We start from the raw sequence: 14,184 nt of genomic DNA on the forward strand, positions 1-14,184 counted from the left end.
AGGGCCTAACGGCTCCCGCCAACCGGCGCGTCCGCCCCCTTGCCGGGCGGGGGCGTATCGGGTTCGGCGGCGCGCCCGCCGCCGCCTTGCGGGTCGCTGTCATAATCCTCCGCATTGCCTTTGCCGCCGGCACCCGCGCCGCTTCCGCTGACAGGACCGCTGCCGGTGCTGCGCCGACGGCCGCGGTTGGCGGCGCCCGATACGTCGCCGGCCTCGCGCTCCCCGGCGGGATAGCGGTCGGGCGTCGTCTTTCCGACATTCTCCCGGCATTCCATGGGCTCTTGCGGCAGCGACCCGTCCCCGGCGGAGCCCCCATCCCTGCTGTCATTGCGATTGTTCATGATCGTCTCCTCTTCACCAAATGATGCCGGATCGGCCAGATCAGCCTTGCGTCCCCGACCCCGGCTCGGCCAGTTTCCGGTGCATCTCGGCTGTCGCCGCTTCGCTGAGAACGCCCGATACGAGGACCTGCGCCTTGTTCTTGAGCCCGTGAACGACCGCATGCTCTCCTGCGAGGAGCGCGTCCCATCCGGTTTTCGCCACATCGGCGGGATCGTCTTTTTCCGATTGCCCGACCTTGGTGTCGAGCATGCCGGCCCGCTCGAAAAAGCGCGTCTCGGTCGCGCCGGGTTTGAGACAGGTGATGGTGACGCCGCTGTCCTTCAATTCATTGCCAATCGCCGCGGCGAAACTGTCGACGAAGGCCTTGGTGCCGTTGTACACCGCCTGGAAGGAGCCGGCGAGATGCCCGGCGATCGAGCCGGTGATCAGTACCTTGCCTTCGCCGCGCGCGACCATCGCCTTCAGGACCGGCTGAAGCAGCAACAGCGTGCCGGTGATATTTGTGTCGATGACGTGACGCCACGCGTCGACGGGCTGGTCGAGAAAACCGTGGCCGAGGCCATGACCCGCGTTGGCGACGAGAATGTCGATCGGCCTGCCGCCCGCAGCGGCAAGAAGACGTTCGACCCCGGCAGCAGTCGCGAGGTCGGCTTCCACCGCCTCGACCTCGACGCCCTTGGCAAGGAGGCCCGCGGCAGCATCGACGAGCGGCTCGTCGGCCGCGACGATGAGGTCGTAACCATCCTTCGCGGCGAGTAGGGCGATCTCGCGGCCGATACCGCTCGAGGCGCCGGTGACGACAGCGAGTTTGCGATCAGGCATGTTGCAGCTCCTGCCGGGCCGAGATGTCCCCTTTCTTGAGGCCGGGTTTCAGGACGATCTTCGTGTAGAGGTCCTGGTCATCGTGCCAATGCCGGTACATGTCGGCCGCGTCTTCAAGCGGCGCGTGATGCGAGATGAGCGAAATGGTGTCGAACTTGCCTTCGCGGATCATGTCAAGAAGCTCGCCCGAATAGCGCTGGACATGCGTCTGTCCGCTCTTGACGGAAAGGCCCTTCTCCATGAGCTGGCCGAGCGGGAATTTGTCCGCAAAGCCGCCGTAAACCCCGGGGATCGACAGGCGGCCGCCCTTGCGGCACGCAAGGATCGCCTGGCGCAAGGCGTGGATACGTTCCGTGGACGACAGCATCTTGACCTTGACCTGGTCGAGAATGTTGTCGGCCGTAAACCCGTGGCTCTCCATTCCGACGCAGTCGATGCAGGCGTCCGGCCCGACGCCGCCGGTCATTTCATCGAGCGCCTCGCGAACGTCGACCTGTGTATAATCGAGGATCTCGGCACCATATTTGCGCGCGAGCGCGAGCCGCGTCGGAAAATGATCGATCGCAATCACGCGCCCGGCGCCCAAGAGCAGCGCCGACTGTATCGTGAACAGGCCGACGGGGCCGCAGCCCCAGACGGCAACGGTGTCGCCGGGCTCGATATCGGCGTTGACCGCCGCCTGCCAGCCGGTCGGGAGGATGTCCGAGAGGAAGAGCACGTCGTCGTCGGGAAGGTCGTCGGGAATGACCACCGGCCCGACATCCGAATAGGGAATGCGGACATATTCGGCCTGTCCGCCGGCATATCCGCCGGTAAGGTGCGCATAGCCGAACGCCCCGCCCATCGCATGACCCATCATCAGCTCGGATGCATCGCGCGTCTCGGACGGATTGCTGTTGTCGCAGGCGCTATATTGCTGCTTCTCGCAGAAGAAGCATTGCCCGCAGCTGATCGTGAAGGGAATGACGACGCGCTGGCCGCGCTGCAGCGTCGAGGCGGCGCCGGTCTCGATGACTTCGCCCATGAATTCGTGGCCGACGATATCGCCCGCGCGCATGCCCGGAATATAGCCGTCGTAAAGATGAAGGTCCGAGCCGCAGATCGCGGTCGAGGTCACGCGAATGATCGCATCGCGCGGGTTGACGATTTCGGGATCGGGAACGGTTTCGACACTGATCTTGTGGCGTCCCTGCCAGGTAACGGCGCGCATGGCCTTCTCCTTGATGTGATTGTGCTGCGGTTAGGGCGTTCAGATGTGCGGCTCGGCAGGGCTCTCGGCGCCTCGCGCGGAGGGCGAGGCATTGGTCGTCACTTCGCCGGTTTCCATAAGCTGCTTGAAACGGTGAAGGTCGCGCCGCGCCTGCACTTCGGGCTCGCGCTGAAGGAGCTTGGCGGCGAGGCGCCCGACCTTCCCGGCGGGCGGGTCATAGGCGAGGATCAGGCTGACATAGGTGCCTCGACCCGCCGGCGCGTCGATGAAGCGAACCTCGCCGCTGTTCGCGATGTCGGAGGCCGGCGTGCTCTGCCAATAGATAGATTCATCCTCGACGCGCTCGGTGATGCGGTTGACCAGTGTCACCTCGCGCCCGGCGGGCGCCTTGATCGTCCATTGCGAGACATCGTCGCCGAGGTCGTCGACCGCGACCACATTCTCCATGAACTCGGGAAAGCGTTCGGGCATCCATGCCGCGTAGAGCTCGGCGCGGGGGCGATTGATCAGCACCGACTTGCCGAACAACGCGCGGGAGGAGATTTTGTCGAGCGTCCAATGCGGCGCGTCGGTCGCAATTGTTTCTTCTTGCCCTCGGCTCTCGCGGTGCCGACGGCGCTGCCAGAGCGCCGCGCCGGTTGCGAGCACGGCGATGCCCGCGCCCGCGGCGGCGAGAATCAACGGATCGGGAAGGTCATTCTTGGATCTGGACATGGATCATCTCCCGCCCGGGCAGAGGCCGGGCGTCATCTGGGGAGCGTCGGCGGGGCCGGCGCCGGTCGGGGGAAGCGGCCCCGGCTTCGGGGCGATGAACGACTGACGCCCGTCCGCTGCGATCGTTCCGCGGTTCGAGGATTAAATCGGCGCTCCGAGCGCCCAGCGAGACAGGCACCGGGGCAGCGGAGCAGTAACACGCACGCCGGTTCGCTCGGCCATTCGCCGTCACGATCCCGTCTCCGCGTGCGGAGCGGCGACAGGCTTTGATTCGGGCGACTCTTTCTGACGAAGGAAGATCGACAAGAGCACGAGAACGGCGGTCGACAGAAATTCGCTCTGCCAGTTCTGGAAGGATTCGAACCAGAGGCCGGGGTCGCCGAGATAGGCGAAGGTGGAAAGGGCGATTTCGCCATGCTCGCGCGCGTCCTCGGCGGCCGCGCGCGCGCTCTGCGTCCAGTGGAGGATGAAGGAGGCAAGAAACAGCATCGCGAGCACCAGCCCCAGCGAGCGGGCATAAAGAGCGCGCGCGAGACGCCCCTTGCGCAGCACCGCAGGGGCACCGGGCTTGCGCGCCTGCGCGGCAAGATCGGCGTCGCGCAGCGGCGCGTCGGGACCCCGCGATTCCGACGAGCCACGCTGAACGAGCATCGCCGTCAGCACGACATAGGCAGACATCTGGAGAAACTCGCTCTCCCAGTTTTCGAACACCGAGGACAGGAATTGCGGACTGCCGCCATAGGCCCAGAGCGAGAGACCGGGCTGATGGTGCCGCGCAGCGTCCGCGAGCGCGACGTGCCACCCCGTTAGCCAGTGGCCGACGATCGACGCTGCGAACAGCAGCAGCAGCACGATGGTGAGACCATTATCCTTGAGCCGCGTCATGGGCCACTTCCTTTCCGGCGCCCCGCGGCCCCTCGCCCGCCGCCGCCGCGGGGGCGAGCAACGCCTCCGTGGCTACCTGTCCGCGTGGGGGCCGCGCAGGCCAAGCGGCGCCGTCGAGCGTATCGCGCTTCTCATATTCCGCCGCGCTCATCAGCAGCACGAGCCCGTCGGCATGACAGTCGAGCATCGCCGCCGGTACCGCGCGCAGCGTCTCGTCGATGCCGCCGAGCCCGCCGCTCGCGACGACGACATAAGAGAGGCATCCGCTTTCGCATTCGATCATCGCATCGACCGCCTGGCCGACAACTTCGCCGCGGATATCGCTCACCGGAAGACCGCCTAGCGCACTCGCGGCGAAGAGCGAGGGCGAGGCCGCGATCCGGCTTCGCTTCGCGGCACGCCGCGCGCCATCCTCATAGCCGCGCTGGCGGCCGAGCCATCGCCATATTCCGACGAGATTGACGAGCGTCAGGAACAGGTTCGTCGCAAGAAGATTGGTCTGGCCCGATGTGAACCCGACGACCGACCAGGCGAGCGAGCCCAAAGTGAACACGACGAAGCCCGAGCCGGTCACGCGCGCGCCGAGATTGGCTGCCGTCATCATCGCCGCGATCATCGTCGCGGCAGGCGCAATCAGTCCGGCGGCCTCTTCCACGTGCGGCTTCTCCTCGGTCGGCAGCGCCCGCTGGCGTCGCTCCCGGCAGAACCCGCCGCCGTATCACCGCGTTCCCCCGGACGGCGGCGATACAACATCGATCAATGCGTTTATCGGCGCCGCGCGCTGTGCGTCGGCGCCCTGGCGCCAAATCGGCGACGGCCCCGTCGCCCCCGTACGGGAGCGATCAGGCGATCCTTCAGGACCGCTTGGCCGCGAGCTGTTCTTCCGCTCGCTTCGCCGCCTCGATGAGGCTTTCGCCCGTACTGCGCGCCGCCGCCGCGGTCATCGTCACCGCGACGCCGTCGGGACCATCGAGGAGAACCAGGCCATCTTCCGCGGTGGCGACCCCCGCTTCCGTCTCGGGCGGCTGGGGCGAAGACAAATCATCGGTCATCGGCGGGCCCTCTGGTCTGGCTGCGGCGAAGATGCCGGATCGTCGATATAAAGATAGGCGGGGTCGAACTGGCCGCGACGCGCGAGCTTCGCGGCATCGAGAATCTCGACCTTGCCGTTGCGGAAAGTGCAAAGCCCTTCCTCGCGAAGATGACGCACCACCCGGTTCACATGCACTGTCGTGAGGCCGCAGATCTCGGCGACGTCGGCCTGCGTCAGCCCGAGCGTGAACTGGCGCCCATCGCTCAGCCCCGCCGACTGGAGACGCACATTGGTCTCGCAGAAGAAATGCGCGACGCGGCCGATGGCGTCGAGGCGGCCGAGCCGGAAGAGCCAGGCGCGGTGGATCGCGGCATCGAGCAGCGTCGCGAACCAAAGCTTGCGCGTCAGCTCGGGCATTTCCTCGGTTATGGCGTCGAGTTCGACATGCGGGACGATCGCGATCGTCGCCGGGGTCATCGTGCCGACATCATGGTCGAGCCGCTTGAGGGGGTAGGCGTGGAGGTCGACGAAGTCACCCGGCAAGTGGATCGCGACAAGCTGGCGAAGACCGTTCCGGTCGTCGAGATAGCGCGACATGATACCCTCGACGAGGAGCGTGCTCTGGTCGAGCCACTCGCCGGCGCGCGCGATGATCTTGCGGGCCTCGACGGTCGACGTGGTGCTGATGGCGGCTTCGAGGCGCGCGCGCTCGCCGGCCTCGAGGCTTACCCCGCGACGGTCTCTCAAGAAGCGATCGGTTAACATCACTGACGTTCCCTGGTTCGTCCGAAATGCGTGAGCGGGCCTGCTCAACTGCGATCATCCGAAAGCCCGGCAACCGCCAACAAGGGAAGCGGAATCGTCATGATCGAGGTTAATCGCATGCCCGGTGCAGCAACTTTCAAAGCGCAAACTCGTTCCATCGCCGGGTCCGGAGGGCGTGCTTGCACGCCCGCGGGCCGCGATCCGACTCCCTGCCGCGCCCTTCAATAAAAGCGAGATCCGCCATGGCCAAATCCCCCACCGCCCCCTCTTCCACCCGCGCGGACGCCGCGAAGCCGAAGCCGCGCCGTGGGCAGAGCGCCGCTGCGATTGCAGGAAAGGACATAGGCGGAGAGTCCCCGCGCAAGGCACCGCTCTTTCCGGCCGATGCGCCGATCATGCAGAGCTACGGCGAGGATCGCGGCACCGGCGGCGAGACGCATCAGGCGGGCGCCGGCCATGCGCCGCTCACCACCCAGCATGGCGTGCCGGTCGCCGACGACCAGAACAGCCTCAAGCAGGGCGCGCGCGGCCCGACGCTGCTCGAGGATTTCCATTTCCGCGAGAAGATCTTCCACTTCGACCATGAGCGCATCCCCGAGCGCGTCGTTCATGCACGCGGCTATGGCGCGCACGGCTATTTCGAGCTCACCGACAGCCTCGCCGACGTCAGCCGCGCCGACATCTTCCTGCGCGTCGGCGAGCGCACACCCGCCTTCGTGCGCTTCTCGACCGTCGCGGGTTCCAAAGGCTCGTTCGACCTCGCGCGCGACGTGCGCGGTTTCGCGGTGAAGCTCTACACCAAGGAAGGCAATTGGGATCTTGTCGGCAACAATATCCCGGTCTTCTTCATCCAGGACGCGATGAAATTCCCCGACCTCGTCCATTCGGTGAAGCCCGAGCCCGACCGAGCCTTCCCGCAGGCGCAATCGGCCCACGACAATTTCTGGGATTTCGTGAGCCTGATGCCCGAGAGCTTCCACATGATCATGTGGGTGATGTCTGACCGCGCAATCCCCCGCTCCTTCCGCACGATGGAAGGCTTCGGCGTCCACACCTTCCGCCTCGTCGACGCCAAGGGCAAATCGACCTTCGTCAAATTTCATTGGAAGCCCAAGCAGGGCCTCCAGTCTGTGGTGTGGAACGAGGCGGTCAAGATCAACGGCGCCGACCCCGATTTCCATCGCCGCGACCTCTGGGATGCGATCAACAGCGGCGACTTTCCCGAATGGGAACTCGGCGTCCAGCTTTTCGACGACGCCTTCGCGGACAAGTTCGAATTCGACGTCCTCGATGCGACCAAGCTCATCCCCGAGGAGCAGGTGCCGATCCGCACCGTCGGCCGCCTCGTTCTCGACCGCGTCGTCGACAATTTCTTCGCCGAGACCGAGCAGGTCGCCTTCTGCACCCAGAACATCGTCCCGGGCATCGATTTCTCGAACGATCCGCTGCTCCAGGGCCGCAATTTCTCCTATCTCGACACGCAGATCAAAAGGCTCGGCGGCCCGAACTTCACCCATATCCCGATCAATGCGCCGAAATGCCCGATGGCGCATTTCCAGCAGGACGGTCATATGACGATGCGAAACCCCGTCGGCCGCGCCAATTACGAGCCGAACAGCTGGGGATCGACGGACGGCGGCCCGCGCGAGGATTCCGCGCGCGGCTTTGCGAGCTTTCCCGAAGAGGCCGAAGGCGCCAAGCGCCGCATCCGCCCCGAGAGCTTCGCCGACCACTATAGCCAGGCGCGGCAATTCTTCGTGAGCCAGACCCCGATCGAGCAGAAGCATATCGGCGACGCGCTTGTTTTCGAGCTGTCCAAGGTCGAACGCCCCGACATTCGCGCCCGCACCGTATCGCATCTCCTTCATATCGACCGCGGCCTCGCAGCCACGGTGGCCGATGGCCTGGGGCTGCCGCTTCCGGCGCCCGCCAAGGCTGCAACAAAGCCGCTCGCCGACCTTCCCCCTTCCCGGCCGCTCAGTATCCTGCTCAACGGCCCGGCGAGCTTCGCCGGACGCAAGCTCGGAATCCTTGCGACCGACGGCGCGGATGCGCGGCTCTTCAAGGCGCTGACCAAGGCGGTCGACGCCGCCGGCGCTGTCTGGGAACTGGTTGCACCGAAGATCGGCGGGATCACGCTCTCGGACGGCACGAGCGTCGCGGGCCGGCACAAGATCGACGGCGGGCCGTCGGTGCTGTTCGACGCGGTCGCGCTTCTCCCGAGCGACGACGGGGCGGCGCTGCTCGCAGGCGATGCGGCGGCCAAGGACTTCGTCAGCGACGCCTTCGCGCATTGCAAATTTATCGGACATGGCGCCGAAGCGGCGCCGCTCTTCGCGGCCGCCGGCCTCTCCGACAAGCTCGACGACGCCTGCATCGCGCTGGCCAAACCTGGCGATGTCACCGCCTTCCTCGATGCCTGCGTAACGCTTCGGCACTGGCCGCGTGAAGCCGGCGTCGACCTCGACGCAAAAGGCGGAACGAAGGAGGCGGCCGAGACATCGGCATCGCGCAAGGCGGTATCCGCTCCGGCAGCGAAACCGGCTTCCAAGCCGGCGCGCTGACCGGCCTGGGCGAAGGAGCGGTACTCATGCAATTCGCGACCGATCGGCTGGTCTTCGGCCCCGACGATGTCGATCTGTCGCGCTCGCCGCTCGCGGGTCAGCTCGGCCGCGAGACCTATGTGCTCGGGGCCTTCAACCCGGGCCTGCTCCGCCTCGCCTCGGGCAATCTCCTGATGATGGTGCGCGTCGCCGAGGCGCTCCGGGCCCCGATCGAGGACGGTCATGTCCATTCGATCCGGTGGGAGGCTGGGCGCTACAAGGTCGATAGCTGGCCGCTCGAGCTTTGCGATACGTCGGATCCCAGAAAGTTCATGGTGCACGGCGGTAGCTGGCGGGTCATGGCACTAACCTCGCTTTCGTGGCTGCTTCCCGTCGAGCTCTCGCCCGACGGGCTCGAGATCGTTGCCGTCCATTACGACAAGGCTGTCGATCCGGGCGCGGATTTTCAATGCTATGGCGTCGAGGACGCGCGCATCAGCCGGGTCGGAAGACGCTGGCTGATGACCACCTGTTCGGTGAGCCCGGAGCGCCACTCGACGACGCTCTACAGTTCGGCGAACGGCCTCGACTGGGTCTTCGAGGGGATCGTTCTCGATCATCAGAACAAGGACATGCTGATCTTCGAGGGCCTGATCGACGGCCGCTACTGGGCGCAGACGCGGCCGCTCGGCGATCTTTATTTCGCCTACCCGCCGGGATCGAAGTGGCGGGCGGGGCCCTCGATCAACCTCGCGACCTCGCCCGATGCGCTGCACTGGAAGCCTCATGAGGCGCCCGGCATCCGTCCGCATGCCGACACGGTGGCGACCGCGCGCATCGGCGGCGGCACCCCGCCGATCCGTACCGACGCGGGATGGCTCACGCTCTGGCATGGGGTCGAGCCGAAAGAAATCGTCGGCATTTACCGCACCTACTGGTCGCTCCTCGATCTCGACGATCCCTCGGTCGTCCTCCGCACCGATCACCGGCCGCTCCTCGAGGCGAACCCCGAGCTTACGCGTCCGCTCGAAGACAAGCTCTATATACGCGATGTCGTCTTCACGACGGGCATCGCCGACGGCGGCGATCATTATATCGTCGCGTCGGGGGAAGCCGATCTTGCCTGTCGGATCACCCATGTCCCCAAGGCCTGTTTCGGTGACTGACCAGCGCGTGGAGACGCGCCGCGACACGCCGCTGACGCCCGATCTCGTTCGCGTTCGCGGCGAGCTCGCGGCCGCTACTCCGATCGTCTCGCAGAGGATCGACGACCTCTCCGTCGAACTTGCTGCGGGCGGCGAAGCGCTCTGGCTGTTCGTCCGGCGCGCCGACAGCGGCGGCGTCGCCCTGCGCGCGGCCTCGTGGCCCGGCGCGGCGAAGGTCCGCCGCGTCAAGCGCGCGGGCGGCGAGCTCGCCCGCGTGCATGTCGAAAGTGCGATCGGCGCGCATGAGGTCGCGCTCGAGGCGCGACCCGGGCCGCTCCCCTGCCTCCGCCTTGTCTCGACACTCCGCCCCTCGGCGCCGCTGCTCCTTCCGCCCGGAGCGCGCGATCTCTTTCCTTTCGACGCCCAGGACAATCCGATGGGGACTCGCGGCACCGTCGAGGCGGTGCAACGCGGTCTCAACGCCGGGCTCCTCTACGGCGAACTAACCGACCCCGCCTTCGGTACCTTTTTCTATTTTCAGGATTTCACCGCGCTCAATCCCTATTTCCAGGCGACTGGCACCAATCCGGATGCCGCGGTGGGAGGCATCTGGCCGGGGCTGGGCTTCCGCCTTCCCGGCCAGACACTCCACACTGCCGACGAAGCCGCGCCGCTGGCGCCCGGGATCACTTATACGCTGAGCGATGCGAGGCTCGTCGTCCGCGACGGCTCTCCGGCAGACGAGCGCGACAGCGCACGGCGATTTCTCCAGATGCTGGGCGCCGTCTATCGCTCGCTGTCCCTGCCGCCGACCGAATATCGCGACTGGCGGCAGAGGGCCGCGCGGACGGCGCGGCATCTCGGCGCCGCGCCGGAGGCGACCGTGCGCCATTATGGTCATCGGTACGTGCACCCTTATACGGATGCCGAATATCCGGACGCCATGGTCCAGATGTCGATCGTGCAGGCGCTGCACGACTGGGGGAAATGGCGCGGCGAGGCTCATCCCCTCGAGGAAGAGTTCAAGGCCGGCCTCGGCAAATTTTACGATCCGAAGCTCGAGACGCTGCGGCGCTATCTGCCCAATGTCGGTGACGACAAGGATGCCGACGCCGTAGACAGCTGGTATCTCTACCACCCGCTGCTGAACCTCGGAAAACTGGCGCTCGATGGCGACGCGAAGGCGCGGCAGCTGTTTGTAAAATCGCTTCCTTATGCGATCCGCGCAGCGCGGCATTTCGCTTACAAATGGCCGATCCAGTACAAGGTCACCGATTTCTCGGTCATCACCGAGACCGCCGGAGCCGACGGGCGCGGCCAGACCGATGTCGGCGGCATCTATGCCTGGGTGATGCTCGAGGCGTTCGAGCTCACCGACGAGAAGCTGTATCTCGACGAGGCGTGCGCCGCGATCGACACCGCGGTCGGTCTGGGTTTCGACATCAATTATCAAGCCAACCTCACGGCCTGGGGGGCTGCCGCCTGCATGCGCTTGTGGCGGGTCACCGGCCGCGACGTCTACCGCGAGCAGAGCTATGTCTATCTCGCGAGCTTCTTTCATCACACCGAGATCTGGGAAAGCGAGATCGGCCTCGCCGTTCATCACCGCAACTTTCTGGGCGCCACCTGTCTGCAGGACGCACCCTATATGGCGATCTACGAATGTTTCGACAGCTTCGCCGCTTTCGAACATTATCTTGCCGACAGCGGACCCGACCTCGAGCCTGCGGCGCGCATGCTGATTTCGGAATATTGCCGCTATGCGCTCGATCGGGCCTGGTTTTATTATCCCGACGCCCTGCCCGCCGAGGCCGTCTCGGACGAACAGCGCCCCGGTAACGGGCGCATGGACCCCACCCTCTCCTTCCCGGTCGAGGATCTTTATGCCGACGGTCAGCCCGCGGGCCAGGTGGGGCAGGAAGTCTATGGCGCCGGGGCCGCATTCATCTTCGCGACCCGCGCCTTTCACCGCGTCGACGGCGCGCCGTTCGACCTTTATTGCGATCATTTCGTCCGTGCCCTCGAGCGCATGGCTCCCGCGCGGCTCTCGCTTCGCCTCGACGGCGGCGAAGGCTGCACGGCCCGGCTCAGCTTCGTCCGGAAGAGCCGGGGCGAGCTTCCCGCGGTTCGCGTCGCCGCAGCGGACGGCGATGCGATCCGGCCTGACGGGAACAGCGGCGACCGCCTCGACTTCCTCGTTCCGGCGAATGGCAGCCTCCTTCTCAGCTGGAACTGAGGCGTCCGCCACGCACGGCCGGTACAAACAGCGCAACATTTGTTAATCGGTGCGGCGCCGCGGCAACTTTGAGGCCGCCCCCCCGTTGCCCTTTCAGCCTCCCGGATTTTATCTCAAGCTGGAGACAGATATGGCACATGCAATGACGGCGCCCCGCCGCTCGTCGGGGTTCGGAAAAATTCTCGGTATCGGTGTCCTCGGGGCGCTGTTCTGGTTCACGCGCAAGCAGGCGCCGGCCGCCCCAAAGGACGATAGTCATTCGGCCGCATTCGCCGATGGCGAGACGCATCCCGAAAATTTCGATCAGACCCGCTCGGCGGGACCGGACGGCATGCGCGACGAGGTAAGGCGTAAGTGGGACCGCGTCGACCAGGCCGCCGACGAATCCTTCCCGAGCAGCGATCCGCCAGCTTACTGAGGGACTGACGATGAACGCTCCCGTCACCGGCCAAGTCGCGGCAGTAACATCGGACGGCCCGGCGCCCGCACGCAAGCCGACGCTCATGCTGCACTATGACGAGGATCATATCGGCCTCGAGAAGCGCCTCCTCTTCGAAGCGGCGAGCCCCGCAAGCGCGCTCGATATCGCTGCCGGCGAAGCGGCAGGCCGCTCCGCACGGCTGTTCGTCGACGGCGCGCCGCTCTGCAGCCTGCTCAAGGCCGACGATGACAATCCTTACTGGGTCGTCGCCGCGCCGACAGCGCGAACGAGAGCCGATCCCGTCTCCGCGACCTTCGAGGAAAAGCCATGATCGACGAAGCAGACGCGCATACCGAGGCTCCCGACATCAAGGGCCGGCGGGCGATCATAACCGGGGGTACGACCGGGATCGGCCGCGCGATCGCGGTCCTCCTCGCAAGCTACGGCGTGAAGGTGTTCGTCTGCGGCCGTACCCCCGAACATCTGGAGGATGCGCTGCAGCGCATCCGCGAAGTGGGCGAAGGCGACGGGGTCAACGTCGATCTTTCGGTGGCGGAAGATGTCGACCGGTTTTTCGAGGCTGCAAGAGATTATCTTGGCGGTATCGACATCGCGGTGATCAACGCCGCCGTCCCGGCGGCGGCGCTTGCCGACGCAGGCGAGAGTGAGGCGCGCTACCAGCTCGAGACCGACTTCACCGCCTATCTCGTCTGCGCCCAGGAAGCGGCGCGCTGCATGTCGGCGGGCAGCGACATCATCGTGATCGGATCGATGACCGCGGTGTCGCGCGGTCCGGGCAGCTCGATCTACGTCGCGGCGAAAAGCGGCATACAGGGCTTCGTCCAGTCGTTCCGCAAGGAGCTGGCGGAGCAGGATATCAAGGTCGGACTGATCGAGCCCGGGTTTACCGGTGCCGACTTCCAATATCCCGAATTCCCGCCCGAGAAGCAGAAGGAACTGATCGGCAAGCATCAGATGCTTCGCGCCGAGGACATCGCGGTCGCGGCCCACTTCATGCTCGTTCAGCCGCGACGCACCGCGGTATCGCTCATCCGCGTCGAGACCCGCCTCGACCATCCCTGACCTTCCGAAGGAGCCTTCCCATGTCCCTCAACATTTTCGCCAACGCGCGCCAGCCGCTGGGCAACCCGGCCCTCCTGCTCGGTGCGGCCGCGGCGGGATTTGCCGTCGGCCTCGTCGCCAACCTCGGCCGAAAGGCCGCGGTGCAGAGCCTCACCGCGCTCAAGGGACAATGGGACGAGGGCCTCAAGGCCGAACACCGGTTAACGATGACGCTGTTCGACGCACTCGAGGCGACCGACGAAAGCGACGTCAAAAAGCGAAAGGCGCTGCTCGTCCAGCTCCAGCACGCGCTCGCCAAACATGCGTTCGAAGAGGAGAATGTCGTTTATCCGGCGATGCGCGACCATGGCCAGATCGAGGACGCCGACAAGCTCGTTCACGACCATGGCTATGTGAAGCAATATCTTTTCGACCTCTCGGAAATGGACGCCGCCGACCCCGCCTGGATCGCCAAGGTCCGCGAATTTCGCTCCGAGATCGAAGCGCATGTCGAGGAGGAGGAGCAGCGCCTCTTCCCCCGCCTCAAGGCGGCGCTCGGCGCCGATGGCAACAAACATGTGACCGCGGTGATGAACAAGGCTGGATTTGCCGCCGCCTGAGCGCCATAGGCGGGCATGAGACCCGCCCGATCGGCATGTGTCGTGGTGCAGTGACGAAGGGGCGGTGGCCGGATCGAAACCCTAGGCAGACTTGTGAGTTGCCGAAGGTGGGAGAAGTTGGATGCCCCGTTATTATTTCCACAGCAGCAGCGGCCAGCGCGAGCTCGACGATGAAGGCGTCGATCTGCCCGACACGGCCGCAGCAAGGGTCGAGGCGGCCCGCTATGCGGGGCACCTCCTCGGCGACAATCCCGAACTCATCAACGATGTCGATACGCTCCGGATCGAGGTGACCGACGAGGATGGCTGCCTTTGCTGCGCCGTGCTCGTCGCGTCGGTCGACGCCAGGCGGAAGATCGAGCGCCCCGCGCCCTTCAAATAAGGCG

15 protein-coding genes and 1 pseudogene are annotated in these 14,184 nt (G+C 65.8%); 8 read left to right on the forward strand and 8 right to left on the reverse strand.

Translation table 11 applies throughout. The annotated features are described in order from the left end of the window. Positions 1-5: 5 nt before the first annotated feature. The 8 genes from KEC45_RS11400 to KEC45_RS11435 all read right to left on the reverse strand — a co-directional run bounded on the left by KEC45_RS11400 (position 6) and on the right by KEC45_RS11435 (position 5,771). Positions 6-341, reverse strand: coding sequence for a hypothetical protein (locus KEC45_RS11400; protein WP_252171038.1), 336 nt, complete (start codon positions 339-341; stop codon positions 6-8). A gap of 40 nt (positions 342-381) precedes the next feature. Then, a complete protein-coding gene (locus tag KEC45_RS11405) occupies positions 382-1,164 on the reverse strand; it encodes an SDR family oxidoreductase (protein WP_054728027.1) in 783 nt (260 codons plus the stop codon). Beyond that, positions 1,157-2,374: a zinc-dependent alcohol dehydrogenase gene (locus KEC45_RS11410; protein WP_252171039.1), complete on the reverse strand. Its 1,218-nt coding sequence runs from the start codon at positions 2,372-2,374 to the stop codon at positions 1,157-1,159. Before KEC45_RS11410 ends, KEC45_RS11405 begins: the two co-directional genes overlap by 8 nt. Positions 2,375-2,413: 39 nt before the next feature. Continuing rightward, entirely contained in the window at positions 2,414-3,088 is a 675-nt protein-coding gene (locus KEC45_RS11415; protein ID WP_252171040.1) for an SRPBCC family protein, read from the reverse strand. Positions 3,089-3,316: 228 nt separating this feature from the next. Next, a complete protein-coding gene (locus KEC45_RS11420; RefSeq protein WP_077029063.1) occupies positions 3,317-3,973 on the reverse strand; it encodes a DUF6766 family protein in 657 nt (218 codons plus the stop codon). Then, positions 3,954-4,628, reverse strand: a complete 675-nt coding sequence (locus tag KEC45_RS11425; RefSeq protein ID WP_322787410.1) for a PRC-barrel domain-containing protein — start codon at positions 4,626-4,628, stop codon at positions 3,954-3,956. Before KEC45_RS11425 ends, KEC45_RS11420 begins: the two co-directional genes overlap by 20 nt. Positions 4,629-4,827: 199 nt before the next feature. Continuing rightward, positions 4,828-5,025 carry a hypothetical protein gene (locus KEC45_RS11430; RefSeq protein ID WP_077029061.1) on the reverse strand — a complete coding sequence of 66 codons (198 nt, stop codon included), beginning with the start codon at positions 5,023-5,025 and terminating at the stop codon, positions 4,828-4,830. Then, positions 5,022-5,771, reverse strand: coding sequence for a Crp/Fnr family transcriptional regulator (locus tag KEC45_RS11435; RefSeq protein ID WP_252171041.1), 750 nt, complete (start codon positions 5,769-5,771; stop codon positions 5,022-5,024). The genes KEC45_RS11430 and KEC45_RS11435 overlap by 4 nt, the downstream gene beginning before the upstream one ends. A 395-nt stretch (positions 5,772-6,166) precedes the next feature. Between KEC45_RS11435 and KEC45_RS11440 the strand changes: the two are divergent. The 8 genes and pseudogenes from KEC45_RS11440 to KEC45_RS11475 form a co-directional block, all read left to right on the forward strand. Beyond that, positions 6,167-8,242: pseudogene (locus tag KEC45_RS11440) on the forward strand (catalase); the annotation flags it as partial. 119 nt (positions 8,243-8,361) lie between these two features. Continuing rightward, a complete protein-coding gene (locus KEC45_RS11445; protein WP_252171042.1) occupies positions 8,362-9,480 on the forward strand; it encodes a glycosidase in 1,119 nt (372 codons plus the stop codon). Further along, a complete protein-coding gene (locus KEC45_RS11450; RefSeq protein WP_252171043.1) occupies positions 9,473-11,695 on the forward strand; it encodes a hypothetical protein in 2,223 nt (740 codons plus the stop codon). Before KEC45_RS11445 ends, KEC45_RS11450 begins: the two co-directional genes overlap by 8 nt. A gap of 130 nt (positions 11,696-11,825) precedes the next feature. Continuing rightward, positions 11,826-12,113: a hypothetical protein gene (locus KEC45_RS11455; protein WP_252171044.1), complete on the forward strand. Its 288-nt coding sequence runs from the start codon at positions 11,826-11,828 to the stop codon at positions 12,111-12,113. 10 nt (positions 12,114-12,123) lie between these two features. Further along, the gene (locus KEC45_RS11460) at positions 12,124-12,447 is read left to right on the forward strand and encodes a hypothetical protein (RefSeq protein ID WP_156878093.1); all 324 of its coding nucleotides are present in this window, start codon (positions 12,124-12,126) and stop codon (positions 12,445-12,447) included. Beyond that, positions 12,444-13,199: an SDR family oxidoreductase gene (locus KEC45_RS11465; RefSeq protein ID WP_252171045.1), complete on the forward strand. Its 756-nt coding sequence runs from the start codon at positions 12,444-12,446 to the stop codon at positions 13,197-13,199. Before KEC45_RS11460 ends, KEC45_RS11465 begins: the two co-directional genes overlap by 4 nt. A gap of 20 nt (positions 13,200-13,219) precedes the next feature. Continuing rightward, entirely contained in the window at positions 13,220-13,798 is a 579-nt protein-coding gene (locus KEC45_RS11470) for a hemerythrin domain-containing protein (RefSeq protein ID WP_252171046.1), read from the forward strand. Positions 13,799-13,919: 121 nt separating this feature from the next. Then, on the forward strand, positions 13,920-14,180 hold the full coding sequence (locus KEC45_RS11475; protein ID WP_054728047.1) for a hypothetical protein: 261 nt from the start codon (positions 13,920-13,922) through the stop codon (positions 14,178-14,180). The last annotated feature ends 4 nt before the right edge of the window (positions 14,181-14,184 follow it).

This window comes from Sphingopyxis sp. USTB-05, assembly GCF_023822045.1.
Lineage (GTDB): Bacteria > Pseudomonadota > Alphaproteobacteria > Sphingomonadales > Sphingomonadaceae > Sphingopyxis.

Excerpts from the sequence above, each read along its gene's own strand:
- KEC45_RS11410 (WP_252171039.1), bottom strand. The coding sequence starts at position 2,374 with ATGCGCGCCGTTACCTGGCAGGGACGCCACAAGATCAGTGTCGAAACC.
- KEC45_RS11420 (WP_077029063.1), bottom strand. The coding sequence starts at position 3,973 with ATGACGCGGCTCAAGGATAATGGTCTCACCATCGTGCTGCTGCTGCTG.
- KEC45_RS11470 (WP_252171046.1), top strand. The coding sequence starts at position 13,220 with ATGTCCCTCAACATTTTCGCCAACGCGCGCCAGCCGCTGGGCAACCCG.
- KEC45_RS11455 (WP_252171044.1), top strand. The coding sequence starts at position 11,826 with ATGGCACATGCAATGACGGCGCCCCGCCGCTCGTCGGGGTTCGGAAAA.
- KEC45_RS11400 (WP_252171038.1), bottom strand. The coding sequence starts at position 341 with ATGAACAATCGCAATGACAGCAGGGATGGGGGCTCCGCCGGGGACGGG.
- KEC45_RS11460 (WP_156878093.1), top strand. The coding sequence starts at position 12,124 with ATGAACGCTCCCGTCACCGGCCAAGTCGCGGCAGTAACATCGGACGGC.
- KEC45_RS11430 (WP_077029061.1), bottom strand. The coding sequence starts at position 5,025 with ATGACCGATGATTTGTCTTCGCCCCAGCCGCCCGAGACGGAAGCGGGG.
- KEC45_RS11435 (WP_252171041.1), bottom strand. The coding sequence starts at position 5,771 with ATGTTAACCGATCGCTTCTTGAGAGACCGTCGCGGGGTAAGCCTCGAG.
- KEC45_RS11475 (WP_054728047.1), top strand. The coding sequence starts at position 13,920 with ATGCCCCGTTATTATTTCCACAGCAGCAGCGGCCAGCGCGAGCTCGAC.
- KEC45_RS11405 (WP_054728027.1), bottom strand. The coding sequence starts at position 1,164 with ATGCCTGATCGCAAACTCGCTGTCGTCACCGGCGCCTCGAGCGGTATC.
- KEC45_RS11465 (WP_252171045.1), top strand. The coding sequence starts at position 12,444 with ATGATCGACGAAGCAGACGCGCATACCGAGGCTCCCGACATCAAGGGC.
- KEC45_RS11415 (WP_252171040.1), bottom strand. The coding sequence starts at position 3,088 with ATGTCCAGATCCAAGAATGACCTTCCCGATCCGTTGATTCTCGCCGCC.
- KEC45_RS11445 (WP_252171042.1), top strand. The coding sequence starts at position 8,362 with ATGCAATTCGCGACCGATCGGCTGGTCTTCGGCCCCGACGATGTCGAT.